Origin of the sequence: Ruegeria aquimaris, from assembly GCF_025751555.1 — a bacterium.
GTDB lineage: Bacteria > Pseudomonadota > Alphaproteobacteria > Rhodobacterales > Rhodobacteraceae > Ruegeria_B > Ruegeria_B aquimaris.
This window is the reverse complement of sequence record NZ_JAOWLB010000016.1, coordinates 99,604-114,050: the sequence shown is the minus strand read 5'-3', so window position 1 is coordinate 114,050 and position 14,447 is coordinate 99,604. Positions and strand designations below refer to the sequence as shown.

Genomic DNA, 14,447 nt, shown 5'->3' with positions numbered 1-14,447 from the left:
TACGCAAGCTTGAACGCTGACGAAAAAGCAGCCTAATCATTGAACCACAAACTCTCCGGTAAACCCGGGGCGGTTCACATCGTCGTCGGCGGACCGCCCCTAGCTCAAAGCCTGAAACTCGACACGCCGGTTTTCATCGGCCTTGGGATCGGAGGCGTTGAACGGAAACCGCTCGCCCATTCCGACGGTCTCAAGCCGTTCGGATGCGATTCCGCATTCCTGCACCAGATGCCGCGCGACTTCCTTTGCCCGCAGGACCGACAGGCGCTCGTTGTAGTCATCCGAACCAGAACTGTCTGTGTGGCCGACAATTCGAACAACGTTGATATCGGCAGTCCGCAGCACAGTGCACAGCGTATCAAGCTTTGGCTTCTCTGAAGCAGAAAGCGCCGCCGAGTCGAAATCGAACTTGATATGCAGATTGACCTGCAACTCGGGATCGAGTTGGCCAAAAACCAGTGGTTTGTTGGGATCTGCGGCGACCGTGGTTGTCACCTCTTCACTCGGGGATGACTGACTTTGAACACTCACCGCCGACTCACTGCTCACATCCTGGACCGTCACCAGCTTGAGCCCCCGTGTCTGACCCATTCCACTGTCCTGTGCCGCCGAGAACGCCTGTTTCTGACGCTCGAACAGGGCCTGGAGTTGCTCGGCGGTATAGTCCTGTGCAAGCACCGGATTGGCCAGCGCCACAAGGGCAACCGCCAGTCTGAGTGATGTCATGCGCATCTCTCCTTTTCTGAAAAGGCTTTGTGTCTAACTGCAAGCAGAGTATCATCAAAGTCGTTTGAATACATCCCATTTGAAAGGCCGGAACCGAACCTTGTCTCTGATGTTCGTGATAGACCTTGGATGATGACGGGACCGACGACGCGCATACCGTCCGTTTTGCCCCGCGCGCCGATCTTTGTCGGGTCGGGGCTGACCCATGTGGGTCGTGTTCGCGAGAGCAATGAAGATTCGATCCTGACCGATCCTACGGGCGTGGTGTGGGCTATCGCCGACGGAATGGGTGGATACGGGCATGGAGATGTTGCGTCTGACATCGTCACAGACTGTTTGAGCCGACTGAAGGATGATGCTTTGGCCGGGCCAGAACTGCGGATGAAACTGGCTGAAGCAAACGCAGCCGTGATTTCGCAAGCGCGCTCTCAGCGGTTGGATGGAATGGGCGCGACGGTTGTCGCGATGATGATCCAGAACGCCGTCGCAACGGTCGCCTGGGCCGGAGACTGCCGTGCCTATCTGCTCCGGCAGGGCGGGCTCAGGCTGCTGACCCACGACCATACGGTTGTTCAGGACATGGTTGATCAGGGTCTGCTGGATATCCGCAATCGAGACGATCACCCTGAACGGCATGTGGTCACCCGCGCTGTTGGGGCGCAATCCGAACTGGAGATCGACACGGCGACTGTCCCGCTGATCTCGGGCGACCGTCTGATGTTGTGCAGTGATGGGTTGACGACTTGCCTTGCAGATCAACAGATTGCCACAATCCTGGGAGAGAACGGCAACCCCGAGGACGCGTGCACGGCCCTGGTGACAAAGGCACTGGAACTTGGTGCCCCGGACAACGTTTCGGTCATAGCGGTCTTTGCCAGGGAGGGATGATACATGCGTCAGGGAACCCTGATCGGTCCCATTATCATCGCCATCGGCCTCATCGTCGCGGCCATAGCGTTCGCCGTTGTTGGAGCGTTGCTTCAGACTGCGGATGGGACCATGGAAATGCGCCTGAACGGAACGGACAAGGACATCGCGGACCTGCGTAGCGACATTGTGCGCCTGCGCGACACGCAGCGTGACCTTGAAGCCGAAGTCAAGCGTCTGTCCGAGGACACCAGCCTGTTGTCCGGGCTCGCGGCCAGGGGACAGCCGACCCAGGTGGATGCAGCTCAGATGACTTCGCTGGAAGAAACCGGAGATCACCAGGAAACAGAAGAGATGACAGAGGAGATGATCCTGGCGAAATCTCGATTCAATGCCGGTATCACCCAGCCAAAGAACCGCGTGATGCTGGATATCCTCGGCCATCCCCGAGACAGCTATTCCACCGAATGCCAACCGGTCAGCAACCCGCGCCTCAAGTCGCTATTGGAAACCCGTCAAATCGGCCCGATCCGGGTGACCATGGTACGTCCAGCGCTCGATTCACTGGAGCGCATCATGGCTCAGTTGCAGACGTCAGAACCCGATATCTATGCGGCGATGGGAACCGCAGGCGCCCTGTGCGCGCGCCTGATCCGGGGATCTGCAACCTCCGTGTCGAACCATTCATGGGGAACGGCAATAGACCTGAAGCTCGAGGGCCAGCTGGATGGGTTCGGAGATGGCGGTACGCAGTTCGGCCTGTTGCTTTTGGCCGAGCTTTTCAACGAAGAAGGATGGTTCTGGGGGGCCACCTGGAACCGCGAAGACTCGATGCATTTCGAGATTGGCGAAGAAACCCTGCGCGACTGGCAGGCCGAAGGAAAGCTGTGATTGATGGCGCGAGGCGCGCGTCCCCCGGGTCCCGGCAAGGGCCAGCCTTACGTGGCTCTGTCCGAACCGGTTCTTGCGTTTGCGGATGCGATGGAACGGAAATCGAAATCCGGCGAACGGACAATGTGCGAAGAGGCGGAGGCTCTTCTGGATGCCTTCGAGACGCGGCTACAGGATTCAGGCGTTCCGCGCGTGGCGATAAAGCCCGCGCGCTACTCGCTTGGCGTTCTCATTGATCGGCGCGCCCGGTCCTTGCCTCGAACCCGTCTTTCGACTTGGGCTATCGTCGCACAGCAAAGACTGTTTGACGGGCGGGAAATCGATCTGAATCGCATCCGGGATTTTGCCGACACGGCCCGGCGCGAAGGTGGCGAGCTGACCGCGTTGGGTGAATTCCTGGATAGCGTCATGGCACAGTGCAGGGACTTGCGGCAGGGTTACCAGCGTCAACGCACCGGCTGGGGGAAATACGCCCTGTTCAGCGTGGCCTTGTTTGTTGTTCTACTTGCAGCTTATGCGGGATTTCTTGAATACAGGTACCAATCCGCCGTTCTCGACCGCTTTCAGCAGGCGCAGGCTGATCTCGACCCATCTCTTTCTGTTGCGGCGCAACTCGATGCAAGCGCCGAAGCGCTGGCGCAAGTGAAGCGCGCCGCGACCAAGGCCCCGTTTGGTGGTTCGTTGCGCTTGCCTGTTTTCGATGCCTTGACCCAGGCAAGTACCCGGCATGCGGAGCGGGTGCAAAGGATGCTGCCGTCTGAGATACGGGCTGCAATCGAGGAGAGGCTGGCCGTCGAAGGCCAAGGCTTGATGATCTACGACGCCCTGCGCGCCTGGGCGGTGCTGATCGGTGATCTCGACTGGCATCCCGCCTACTTGACCGGTTGGCTGGAAGATAACGCGCCAGAGCTTGCTCCGCATGTTTCCGAACTGACCCGGCCCAGTATCGGGTTGTCGGCCGAAGACCCGGAACTGATGAACCTGGTGCGCGAGTTTGCCGCGGAAGCCGACGAACCCAGCCGTGCCTGGCTCGAACTGCTGCGTGCCGAGGGAACCCGCAGCCTGCCGCGCTGGCAGCCGGACCAATGGGTCCCCGGCATAGGCGCCGTGTTGGTTCACCGGTCCGGCGCATCCTTGTCAGGTGGTTTGCCCGGACTGTTCACCGCATCTGGTTGGCAAACCGCGCGCCAATACGAACTGGGTCTGGCGGTGCAGGCCGCCCGGAAGGCCGGACCGATAGTAACCGGAGTGACGCTGTCACCGCGCAATGATACCGCGGATCTGTTGGAAAACCGGCTATTGAGCGAAACGCTGGATGCCTGGAGCGACTGGCTGGCCGATGTAAGGGTCCGGCCCTTTGTCGACAGGGAAACCGCAATTCTCGTTTCCGGGGTGCTAAGCAAATCCCCCGGGCCGCTGGACGCACTGCTGCGACGGGTCTGGACAGAAATCGGCGGCGGCGACACCAGCAGAAGCCATGCGCAACAGTTGCGGATTGCGACCCGCTTCGGGGCGATGATCCAATATGTGGAACAGGGTCGCCTGGCCGAAATCGCTCGCCTGTTTTCCAGCCTCAACGTGGCGCTTGGATCCATTGATGTGAATGCCGAGCGCGGTGATCAAAGGCTGATGAGCGTCCATGAAAGCGCGCGTTCCGTTCAGGCGCTCAAGGCAGCGCCGCGGATCGTTGTCCAGATTGCCGAAGACGTTCTGGCCCAAGCGGGGCAGACAACCGGATCGCGCCAATCAAACCCAATCCTCAGGCAGTGGCAACAGGATGTTTTCCCACTCTGCCGCCAGTTGATCCAAGGGCGTTACCCCTTCTCCGACGGGGCAGATGTGGATCAGGGGGGCCTTGCCGCTCTGTTTGGACCTACCGGTGCCTTCGCCGTATTCCTGTCGGCCTATGCCGGTCCTTATCTCGATACCTCCGAAAGCCCGTGGAGATGGAAGCCCGAGGCGCGTTTCGCTGGTCTGACCCCCGAAGGCGCGGCGTTTCTCGAACGCGCGGCCTTGGTCGACCAGGCGCTCTTTGGGGCCAACGGCGAGTTGGGAACAGAGATGAGAGTGTCGGCGCTGGCCGAACGTGGCGAAACGCTTATGACGCTGGGTGGCAATGCGGCACCGATCCGGGCAACCGGCGAGGCCGCACATCTCTCTTGGCCCGGCCCCGATCCAACGGGGGGTGTCGAAGTGACCTTTCGCCTTGGCGATCAGACAACACGCCTGTCTCATGTCGGCCTGTGGGGGCTATATCGTTTGCTGGACGACCTGCGACTACGCGCGCGTGACGGAGGGCGCAGGATCCTGGTGGATTTGCGAACAGAGGGCGGGCGGGTGTTCGTCGAGATGGAGTTCGATCACGAGGTTAACCCTGTATCGGCGCGCGCGGCTGTTCAGGGCCTTTCGTGCCCACCGGTCTTGTAGTCCGACGAAAATCCACGCAGCACGCTGAAAACGCGCTATACTGAAACGGATTTGTTGTTGTCTTGGTGAGCCACCGAGGACGAAAGATGTTTGAAGCACGTAACATTAAGCTGCATTCCCCCTTACCGCCCGCGGATGACGACGCCGAGGACGGACTGCGATTCTGTAGCCTGAAAGGTCGGGATATGGCCGGTTCGTGTTTCCGGTACGAACTGACCGCTGTGAGTCTGAACCCCAACATCGATTCCCAGGACCTGTTGGGTGAGATGGTCTCGATCACGATCCAGGGCGACCATGAGCCCCGGTATTTCAACGGCTATGTCGACGAGTTCTGCTTTGGTGGAGTGACCGAGGGGATGGCGCGTTATGTGCTGATCCTGCGGCCGAACCTGTGGTTCCTGTCGAAGACAACCGACAACCGGATTTTCCAGGAAAAGACCGTTCCCGACATCATCGAACATGTTCTCAATCAGCACGGGATCGGCTCTTACGAAATCAGACTGACCGGCAGTTACACGCCCCGAGAGTACTGTGTGCAATACGATGAAAGCGATCTGAACTTTCTCGAACGCCTGATGCAGCACGAGGGCATTTGGTACTTTTTCACCTTTGAAGACGGCGAACACAAACTGGTTCTGGTTGACGGCAACCAAGAGTTGGACAGCGTGCATGGTTATGAAACCGTCGAATATGACATGAACTTGCAGCTGGCTGCGTTGGATGCCGAATGCATCAGCGAATGGAAACGCACCGACAGAGTGGTATCCGCAGGCTGGACCCATACGGATTACGACTTCACCCGCCCCTCTGCCGATCTGATCGCGATGTCCGAAGAGATGCGCGGCACTTCGCTGGCCGACAAGCAGCAATATTCCTATCCCGGGTACTACGTTGATCACGGGCGCGGAAAGGATCTGGCCCAGGTTCGAAACATTTCCGCGCAATCCAAAGCCGAACGGGCCGAAGCGCAGACATCGGCCCGAGGCCCCAGCAGCGGCTACGTGTTCAAACTGGTCGAGCACCCCAGGCGCAACGAAAACGTGGAATTCTTTATCCTGCAGGCCGATTATGACATCTGGGATGCCGAGTACTTCGCCGGACAAGGCAAGCGTGGCGAACAGGATGGGTTCGAGGCACGCTGGCTGGTGCAACCCCTGTCGCTCCCCTATCATCCGCCCCGCAAGGCGCGCGTGCCGGTCATGCGCGGCCCGCAAACCGCGGTGGTCGTGGGGCCCGCTGGCGAGGAAATCTACACGGATGAGTATTCTCGCGTCAAAGTGCAGTTCCACTGGGACCGCGAAGGCGTCAAGGACGAAAACACCACCTGTTTTATCAGGGTGAGTTCGGTCTGGGCCGGGTCCGGCTGGGGTTTTATCCAGATCCCCCGCATCGGCCAGGAAGTGATCGTCGATTTCCTCGAGGGCGACCCGGATCAACCGATCATCACCGGGCGTGTCTATAACGCCGAACAGATGCCGCCTTATGCCCTTCCGTCAAACGCAACCCAGTCAGGGTGGAAATCCAACAGCTCTCCCGGCGGCGGCGGGTTTAACGAGCTTCGTTTCGAAGACGCCAAAGGCAGTGAAGAGGTCTATTTCCAGGCCGAGAAAGATCACAACGAACTGGTCAAGAACAACGAAAGCCGCACCATCGGCAATGACTTCTATGAGTCGGTCGGGCACGACGCGAGACAGGAAATCAATCACGACCGAAGCGAGTATGTCGCCAACAACAAGGATACGACCGTCGATGTAAACCGGACCGTAATGATCGGACAGAACGACACCGAAACCGTTGGGGTCAACAGATCGCTGACGGTCGGTTCCAATGAAACCATCAGCGTTGGTTCGAATTCGACCGAAACCATCGGGGTCAACCACACCCAGACGGTTGGCGCGATTCAGACGGTCAGCGTCGGCGCGGTACGTGTGGACACGGTCGGCGCGGCCGAGCAACGAACTGTCGGTGGACCCCAATCCAATGACATCGGAGCGACGCGCTCGGTCTCGGTCGGCGCAAGTCAGACCCACTCTGTCGGCAGCGATGACAGCTGGACCGTTGGCGGCAACCGTTCCGTTCAGGTCGGCAAGGATCTGACGCAATCGGTCGGCAAGAAGGCCGACTATACGGTCGGCGACAGCATGACGCTTAAGGTCGGCAAGAAACTGGCCATCGACGCAGGTGACGAAATCCTGATCAAGACCGGATCGGCGTCCATTCTGATGAAAAAGGACGGTACGATCCAGATCAAGGGCAAGGACATTAAGGTGCAAGGCAGCGGCAAGATCGACGTCAAGGCGTCGAGCAGCATCAAGATGAAAGGCTCGAAGATCGACCAGAACTAGTGCGCGCTGAAATAGCCGTCCGGATGCCCGGGCGCTCGCTCATCGCACCACAGCAGCGGAGGCTGCAGAGGAACCGCCGAATCTGGTAACCTGATCGCGCCAAGGCTTGTAGCCAGATGCTCCAGATCGGCCCCGTTGCTGGCTGCCTGAGATAGCAATGGAAACACCTGATCTGCCCATTCGTCGACACCCTGCCTGTCTGAAACCCCCATAACACAAGCCGTAAGGGGAAAGACCCGGCCAGGGGTGTCTCGACTGGGCAACACGAGGATTGCAAGGGGCCCCGCCGGGCTCTGAAGCAGACCCCGCACTCCGCGATGCGGCCAGGGCGCACCGTCACGCAGCACCAAGGCCAATCCTTGACTAAGCCATCGGTCCAGATATCCTCGCACGCCCTGGCCAAGACCGCGCACGACAAAATCCCCATGACTGGGAAGCTTACCAAAGAAACCGGTCAACTCAGAACCCCCGGGGGCAGGCAAAGCCGGAGAACACCGTCAGGTCGAACGGATTCTCGACGGAATTGGCCCGCAGCTCAAACCGCGCGCTGTGACCGCCTGCTGCAAGACCCAGCTTGAACACTTCGGGCAAGTTTGTCGCCTGGAGCCTGCCTGACCGGATCAGCCTGAGAAACGCCCAGGCCCCGGTTTGTGAGGTGATCTGATCGCCGGTGCCGTCCACGGGGGTGAAACTGATCGTGATCATGTTGGTGCCATCCGGACCAGGCCAAGTCATCGGCATGGGACGGGCCGCCGCGTTGAAGTAGCTCAGCACCTGCCCATCCACGTTGAGCGTCACCCGAACTGCCGATGCGCTCAGGTCCAGTGGCATCAGGTTGAACGCCATGACCGGACCCGATCCGCCTGGGAACAGCGCATTGCGCAGCATGCGCGCATTCTCAAACGGTTTGAGCAGCGCATCATCCAATCCCAGATCCGCACGCCACCGCCATGGCCGGACGGAATTGTCGATATAGGTCTGCAAGTGATCATTGGTAAAGCTGTCAATCAGACCGCCCGCACCAAACAGCCGAGCAAAATCCTGGGTGTTCACATCAATCGCGCTGCGCTGATCGAACGGATAGCGTCCGGCTGTCGCCGACAGGCAGAAGGGCAAGACATCCGCTTTCCACCGAGCATTTAGTTGGTCGACGATGGCGTCTCGGGTGACTGCGATCGTGTCCCCCGCGATGCCACCGATCCAATCGTCGATCGGGTCGGGTAATCCGGCGGCCTCGTTGACGATTGCGCCGGTCAGCAAGGGCAGACCGCCACGGGCCAACAGGGCCTGTTCCGGATCGGGGCTGGCCGCCACGGTCTGCAATTCGTTGGACAGTGCAGTCAAAGCGGCGACCGCGTCGTCCAGCAGCGGCGGCACTCCGTCGACCTCCTGCACCGTGGCGCGGATCGGTGCAAAATGCAGCGCTACAGGTTCACCGGGCAGGGCTTCGGGCGCATCCGATCCGCCGGATTTGCCCGCGATCTTGGACCCTTTCTTGAGCAGCCCTCCGATTTTGCCCAGTTTCTTTTGCGCAGCTTTCAATGCCCCTTTCTTGGCAGCGTCATTACCGGCACCGCCGCCGTCTTCGGGAACCCGGGTCAGGTGCGTTTCCGCCACCACGGCCAGGATCAGCCGTTTCAGCGCGCTATCGGTCGAAGACAGATCTTTGAGGTTCTGGCGCGCTTGCGGCAAGTCCGAGATGGGTGCGAGCCGTACATCGCGCAGGAACCCGTCCCATTGGGCAACGAAGTCGTCATAGTACAGTTTGAGGATATCGGCCTCGAGCACGGCAACCGAGGCCTCGGCGCTTTCGGCGCACCCACCGGCGAACACTTCACGGTCAAGCACGGCCTGCGCCGCGACCTCGGGTACAAGCGGCAGAACAGTCTGGTGGAATCCGTCATAGGTGAACGCCCCGGGCAAACCTATGCGGAGGGTTTTTTCCGACAGGCGCGTCAGGACACGCGCACCATTGGGCCCGGTGTGTTCCGCGGGTATCCATTCAGGCAGACCGCTAATCTCGGGAAGCGTCACCAAGTTGCGATAGGCACGTACCGCAAGGGGAATGGTGCAGATGCTTTCCAGAGAGATGCTGACCAGTTCCGGATCGGGTGCGATCCGGTCTGTTTCCGCCCCTGCCCGCTCTATCGCTGCGAGTTGGTGAACCAGCGCCTCTTCGGTCGGGAACGGATCGATCGGGGCATATTCAGGCAGCGCCAGTTGCCACCAGTCGGCAATGTATTCGCCGTCGTATGGCGAACGCCCTGTGAGCATGAGATAGGCCTTGAGCGCACCCATCAGAAAGTCAGGATCGCGCGAGTGGCGCCACATTGTGGCTTCGAGCATCGCCACCATGCGCGGTTCGAGGATGTTCCGCAACGTACGGTCATATGCGATTTCTTGTGCTCGCGCCAACTCGGTCTCGGCTGTGGGTCCAAGAACCGTAAAGAAGCTCTCGGGCACAACAGAGGCGGCGTTCAACGTCTCGTTGGCGGCCTCAAGTGCCAGGTTCAGATCCAGCGGGTCGGTCGGCGCCTGCCGCGAGGCGACGTTTGACAGGCGCGCCGACAGTTGCGTCAGTTCGGTCTCTTGCGCGCGAATGCCCGCCGAATAGCGGATGAAGGAAAACAGAAAGAATATCCCGGCCACCACGGCCACCAAGGCCGAGGTCGCAAGTGTTCCCCGCCAGATCCAACGCCTGCGATCTTCGGCGCGTGGATCAAATCGACCAATCCCGGCCTCGGGAAAGATCAATTCAGTCAGAAGGTTGCGCAGGAAGTAAGAACGGCTTTCCCCGTGTGCACGGCGTTCGGGCGGGGGTGGAGCCAATCCCAGGGATTGGGCCATGCCGGACAGCATGCGGTCAATGGGCGAGCCTTCTTGTGTGCCAGAGGTAAAGTAGAACCCCCGTAGCCAAGGGCTGTCTTCGTATCTGCTTTCGCCAAACACCGCGTCGATGAGCGATTTCATCGGGCCTGTCAGCGCCGCGAATTGCCCCGGGAACCGGAATAGTTCCGCCCGCTTGGATAGGGGCAGATCGGAACCCAACCGAGCCACCAGTCGGGATTCCAGCGCCTCTTGCAATGCGCGCATTTCGCGTTCGACGGTGACACCGTCGACCCGGTCTTCGATACCCAGAGTGGCGCCCCAGACCTGTTCACGACCGCGCGACGACAAATCGCCAAAGAAATCCTCGAACCCCGGAACAAGGTCGGTCTTGGTGATCATCAGGTAGACCGGCAGCTTGATCCCAAGCTCGTCGCGCAGCTCGGCCAGTCGCTTGCGGATTTCGCGGCCATAGTCGCGAATGGCCGCGTCGTTCATTGACAATTCCTGTACCGACAATGTCAGGATAACGCCGTTCAACGCCCGGCGGCCCCTGTGTTTCTTCAACAGGCCGAGGAAACCCCTCCACTCGGCAGCATCGACTTCGGGATCGCTCATCTGTTGAACATAACGACCGGCGGTATCGACAAGCACCGCGTCCTCGGTAAAGAACCAGTCACAGTTCCGGGTACCGCCCACACCTTTGATGTCGTCGGACAGATCAATGGGAAAATGCAGCCCTGATTGCCGCAAAGCGGTCGTCTTGCCCGTCCCCGGCGGGCCGATGATCACATACCATGGCATGTCGCGAAGGAACTTTCGGCCGCCCAGTTTCGATCGTTTCATCTGATCGAGGATGTTACGGAACTTGACCTGCACCTCGGCCACGTTTTCCTCGCCTGGGCGAATTTCTGGTTCGGCAGCGGACAGGTCGGTAACAAAATCCCGGTTTGCGCGCGCGGCGCGCAATTGACCGATCAGTAGCGAGAGCAGCCACAGAACCAGGATAACACCGATCACGATCAGCCGGACCATTTCGCTGGCCAGGGGATCGGCATCGCCGATGCTGATCAAGGGTCCAAAGAACCAGATGAGGGCACACAGAGCCAGCAAACCAACCGCGGTCCAAAACAGGCGGGACAGAAAGAAACGAAAGACGGATTTCAGGACTTTCATTTCCTAAACCTTCTTTTGCAGAATGATTTCGACACGGCGATTTCTGGCGCGCCCGTCGCGGGTCTTGTTGTCACCTATCGGCTCGGTCGCCGCACGGCCTTCGGAAGTGATCAGTTCGGGAGGAACGCCTGCTTCGGTCAGGAAATCGGCAATCGTTCTTGCTCGCGCTTCGCTGAGCCCCTGGTTCGATTGAAACGGGTTTGACCGTTGAACCGGCACACTGTCGGTATGGCCTATGACCTTTACCGCACCGACGAACTCGATATTGGCCAGTATCACCCCGGCGACCGAGCGGATCAGCTCGTCATATTCGGCGTTCAGGTCCGCCTTTGCAGACTTGAACACCTCGGGGTTGGTTGATTGTACGACCACTACGGCGACTGACACATCCTCACGTCCTGACAGGGCCGCCACCCGGTCCTTGGGGGCGGCCTCGGCGATCAATGGCAGCAGTTCAAGCACTACAGGTTCAAGCAACACCGGTTCCGGTTGAGTCGTCTCGATGATCGGCCGGTAGATGTCCGCGCGTTCGGGGGGCGGCAAGACAGCCGCCAAAGTAAACAGGTTTTCGCCCCGGGCTGACAGGCGGATCCCCAGTGCGACATAGGTCGCGGCGATCATTGCGGCAGCTATAAGCACAATCGCCCAGATCGGCAGAATGAACCCTTTGTCCTCGTCCTGTGCGAGAACACCCTCCCAATGCGGGGACAAGGGGCGTTCAAGCGCCTCGCGATCCCGGTTGAGCCGGTCCAGTTGCGCCCGAAGCTGCATCAGGGCCGCCTCTCCGCTGCTGCCCTGAACCCGGTATTTTCCGCGAAACCCCAGTGCGGTGCAGACCTGAGCCAGTTCCAGCAAATCAGGATCGCGTTCCGGGTGGCGCATCAACTCTTCGATCAATTCGAAATACCGGTCGCCGACATCCACGTTGCCATAGAGCGAGACGACCAACGGCAACCGTGGCCAGCCCGAAGAGCCGCCCCACGGCGTATTGATGGCAATATCGTCAAGCAGGGCGGCAACGAACCACGCCCCCTGATCCGCCCGGCTCAATGGCACCCCGGCAGCTACCGCGCTGTCACGGGCATAGGTGAGATTGTCGAGCAGTCGCGTGCGCAGGGTCTCGGGATTTTCCGGTGCATTGGCCCGCTCGAGTTCCGGCGCCAAGCCCAAGAGCGATGCAAACGCGTTTATCAGGGGGTTCTGACCCGCACGGCTTTCCCGCAATCGGGGCGAATATCCCGGATCGGCGGCTGGCTGTCCGCCCGCCGTGGGCTGCGGTTGCCGGTCAGACGGGCCAGACGCGCCGCGCCGGACCGGTCGCACCCGTGTGCGGCCCGCGTCGTTCTTCAAGCCAAATGGATCATCCTTGGTCATAGTGTCACCGTGTTACGGCATAGCAGTCGATTTCCGGCTCGCGGTCCAGCTTTCCAGCCACCCCAAGCACAAAGCCAGGCGCGTCGCGTAGCGCGGCCCAATGTTCAGACCCGCGATCCAGTTCCAGGCAGAGGCGCTCGCCGTCATATGGAATTTCACGCGGTTGCGAATGCAGTGGGCGCAAAGGGATACCGGGCAAGCGTGATTTCCAGAGCGCGTCAAACTCGTCTGCCGCCCCAACCGTTGCCTGATCGACGAATATCTTGCGCAGCATCGCCTCGGACATGTCGCCACCGATGCGAAGGACAATCCGGGAGGAGTTCAGGATCTCTGGGTTGTCGATCCTAATGGTCCAGATATTGTCGGAATGTCGCGCGACCCTCAGCGCCCGCGTTTTCGGCTCGACATGCCGCAAGGACAGAACCAGCGAACGGAGCGTGTTGGCCAACTCGTCAAAGGCGGGCTGCGGATCAATATGATCGTACTCTGGCAGCACGGCCATGCGCCGCGCGGATGCGCCATAGGTCGACATTCTCCCCGCCAATTCCGCAAGTTCACAATATAGCTCGGAGGGATGAATATCGTTCTGGCCCAAAAGGTGGGCGATCTTGGGTCGGGCCGAATTCGCCAGTTCCAGGATCAACAGGTTTTCCATCGAAGCCCCTGCCCCGCCAACAACCAAACTGGCATGGGCTTCGGCGATGCGATCAAGGCCGGTCACCAGCTCTCGCAAGAAATCGCGATACCATGAAACCGCAGACAACCGCAGAGCCGGCGGCAGGAACCCAGGCACAAGGGCCACCCCACCATCGGCACCCAACCCTTCGATGCGGGCGATCGGAAGAACGACAAAACCCTTGGTTTCTTCGTCGGGGCGCAGCAAACGTGGGGCCAGCCGCGCGGTCTCGATCTCGGCGGGATCGGCTCCGTCGCGGATCACATCTCGCGCTTCGTGGATCTCGCCGCGATACCGCGCCCCTGACGGCACCGCGTGGGCCGGGTCGATTTGCGCCGCCCCGGCCCGTTCTGCCGGGATTGCAAGGGAGACAAGGCCGGATTTCATTCCGGCAGTGACCGGCATGGGTTCCACATCCGCAGTTGTTTCGGGCAGCGCGAACACCGTTCCATCAGGAAAAACACCCTGCGCCGATGAGAGGCTGACCATACCGGCCGCAAGGGCCGCCTCATCAAGCTCCAATCGTGTGAAGCCAAAGCCTTGCCGTGGCATGGCCCCAAGTGCAGCCCGTACCAGCCATTCGCCATGTCGATCTTGCTGCTGAAAGTGCTGGGTCCTGAGAAAGAGCCCCTCAGACCAAACCACCCTGTTCGAATTCGACATGCCTGCCGTTCCCTTCCTTGTCTTCAGGCTACAGAAATCCCGCGGGATCCGACCGTGACAGTCATGCCGCCGCTGCTTTTTGGCGCCGGCACGCGGCTCCGAAACGATTTACCCGCCGGATCGCGGAACCCGGCAACCACGCCGACCGCAGCCACCCCCGGCTGAACTGAAATGACCTTGGTGACCGGGGTCGCTCCGGAAACGACGATCTGATCCGCGCGCACAAAATCGGTGCCAAGCGCGGCGGAGGGGTTTTGCAGCGCGAAATAGTCCGCGCTGTCAAAGGCACCTGTGCCAGTCATCTGTACGATTGTCAGTGTCAGCGGCCGATCCGCACCGTCAGGGCCCGGGTTCATGCCAGGTGTCCCCACCGCCTTGACCGTCAGGTTTGCAGCCGAGGGGCCCAGACATCCCGAAAGTCCAGTTGCGGCGGTTATGCCGCCCAATATCACGAATTCTCTGCGTGCAAGTGCCAT

10 protein-coding genes are annotated in these 14,447 nt (G+C 60.2%); 4 read left to right on the top strand and 6 right to left on the bottom strand.

Going from position 1 to position 14,447, the window contains the following annotated elements:
- Nucleotides 1-99: 99 nt before the first annotated feature.
- Nucleotides 100-726 (bottom strand): OmpA family protein, encoded by a 627-nt coding sequence (locus tag OE747_RS18540; RefSeq protein WP_263830032.1) that lies wholly within the window; start codon nt 724-726, stop codon nt 100-102.
- A 132-nt stretch (nt 727-858) separates the two neighbouring features.
- On the opposite strand from OE747_RS18540, the gene OE747_RS18535 reads away from it, so the two are divergent.
- The 4 genes from OE747_RS18535 to OE747_RS18520 all read left to right on the top strand — a co-directional run bounded on the left by OE747_RS18535 (nt 859) and on the right by OE747_RS18520 (nt 7,256).
- Nucleotides 859-1,614 (top strand): PP2C family protein-serine/threonine phosphatase, encoded by a 756-nt coding sequence (locus tag OE747_RS18535; RefSeq protein WP_263830031.1) that lies wholly within the window; start codon nt 859-861, stop codon nt 1,612-1,614.
- A 3-nt stretch (nt 1,615-1,617) separates the two neighbouring features.
- A complete protein-coding gene (locus OE747_RS18530) occupies nt 1,618-2,484 on the top strand; it encodes a M15 family metallopeptidase (protein WP_263830030.1) in 867 nt (288 codons plus the stop codon).
- Between the two features lie 3 nt (nt 2,485-2,487).
- Nucleotides 2,488-4,911, top strand: coding sequence for an ImcF-related family protein (locus OE747_RS18525; protein ID WP_263830029.1), 2,424 nt, complete (start codon nt 2,488-2,490; stop codon nt 4,909-4,911).
- An 86-nt stretch (nt 4,912-4,997) separates the two neighbouring features.
- Complete coding sequence (locus OE747_RS18520) at nt 4,998-7,256, top strand: type VI secretion system Vgr family protein (protein WP_263830028.1); 2,259 nt, start codon at nt 4,998-5,000, stop codon at nt 7,254-7,256.
- Here OE747_RS18520 and tagF read toward each other — a convergent pair.
- The 5 genes from tagF to tssJ are packed head-to-tail and all read right to left on the bottom strand — an operon-like array spanning nt 7,253 to nt 14,447.
- Nucleotides 7,253-7,714, bottom strand: a complete 462-nt coding sequence (gene tagF / locus OE747_RS24680; RefSeq protein WP_404818336.1) for a type VI secretion system-associated protein TagF — start codon at nt 7,712-7,714, stop codon at nt 7,253-7,255. The two genes, OE747_RS18520 and tagF, sit on opposite strands and share 4 nt — an antisense overlap.
- 1 nt (nt 7,715) lies before the next feature.
- Nucleotides 7,716-11,258, bottom strand: a complete 3,543-nt coding sequence (gene tssM / locus OE747_RS18515; RefSeq protein ID WP_263830027.1) for a type VI secretion system membrane subunit TssM — start codon at nt 11,256-11,258, stop codon at nt 7,716-7,718.
- A gap of 3 nt (nt 11,259-11,261) precedes the next feature.
- Entirely contained in the window at nt 11,262-12,632 is a 1,371-nt protein-coding gene (icmH, locus tag OE747_RS18510) for a type IVB secretion system protein IcmH/DotU (protein ID WP_263830026.1), read from the bottom strand.
- A 4-nt stretch (nt 12,633-12,636) separates the two neighbouring features.
- Nucleotides 12,637-13,971, bottom strand: coding sequence for a type VI secretion system baseplate subunit TssK (gene tssK / locus OE747_RS18505; protein ID WP_263830025.1), 1,335 nt, complete (start codon nt 13,969-13,971; stop codon nt 12,637-12,639).
- A 23-nt stretch (nt 13,972-13,994) separates the two neighbouring features.
- Complete coding sequence (gene tssJ / locus OE747_RS18500; RefSeq protein ID WP_263830024.1) at nt 13,995-14,447, bottom strand: type VI secretion system lipoprotein TssJ; 453 nt, start codon at nt 14,445-14,447, stop codon at nt 13,995-13,997.

What these genes read in the sequence shown, in the direction of transcription:
- OE747_RS18525 (WP_263830029.1), top strand. Translation starts at nt 2,488, where the DNA reads ATGGCGCGAGGCGCGCGTCCCCCGGGTCCCGGCAAGGGCCAGCCTTAC.
- OE747_RS18535 (WP_263830031.1), top strand. Translation starts at nt 859, where the DNA reads ATGACGGGACCGACGACGCGCATACCGTCCGTTTTGCCCCGCGCGCCG.
- OE747_RS18520 (WP_263830028.1), top strand. Translation starts at nt 4,998, where the DNA reads ATGTTTGAAGCACGTAACATTAAGCTGCATTCCCCCTTACCGCCCGCG.
- icmH (WP_263830026.1), bottom strand. Translation starts at nt 12,632, where the DNA reads ATGACCAAGGATGATCCATTTGGCTTGAAGAACGACGCGGGCCGCACA.
- OE747_RS18530 (WP_263830030.1), top strand. Translation starts at nt 1,618, where the DNA reads ATGCGTCAGGGAACCCTGATCGGTCCCATTATCATCGCCATCGGCCTC.
- tssJ (WP_263830024.1), bottom strand. Translation starts at nt 14,447, where the DNA reads ATGGCACTTGCACGCAGAGAATTCGTGATATTGGGCGGCATAACCGCC.
- OE747_RS18540 (WP_263830032.1), bottom strand. Translation starts at nt 726, where the DNA reads ATGACATCACTCAGACTGGCGGTTGCCCTTGTGGCGCTGGCCAATCCG.
- tssK (WP_263830025.1), bottom strand. Translation starts at nt 13,971, where the DNA reads ATGTCGAATTCGAACAGGGTGGTTTGGTCTGAGGGGCTCTTTCTCAGG.
- tssM (WP_263830027.1), bottom strand. Translation starts at nt 11,258, where the DNA reads ATGAAAGTCCTGAAATCCGTCTTTCGTTTCTTTCTGTCCCGCCTGTTT.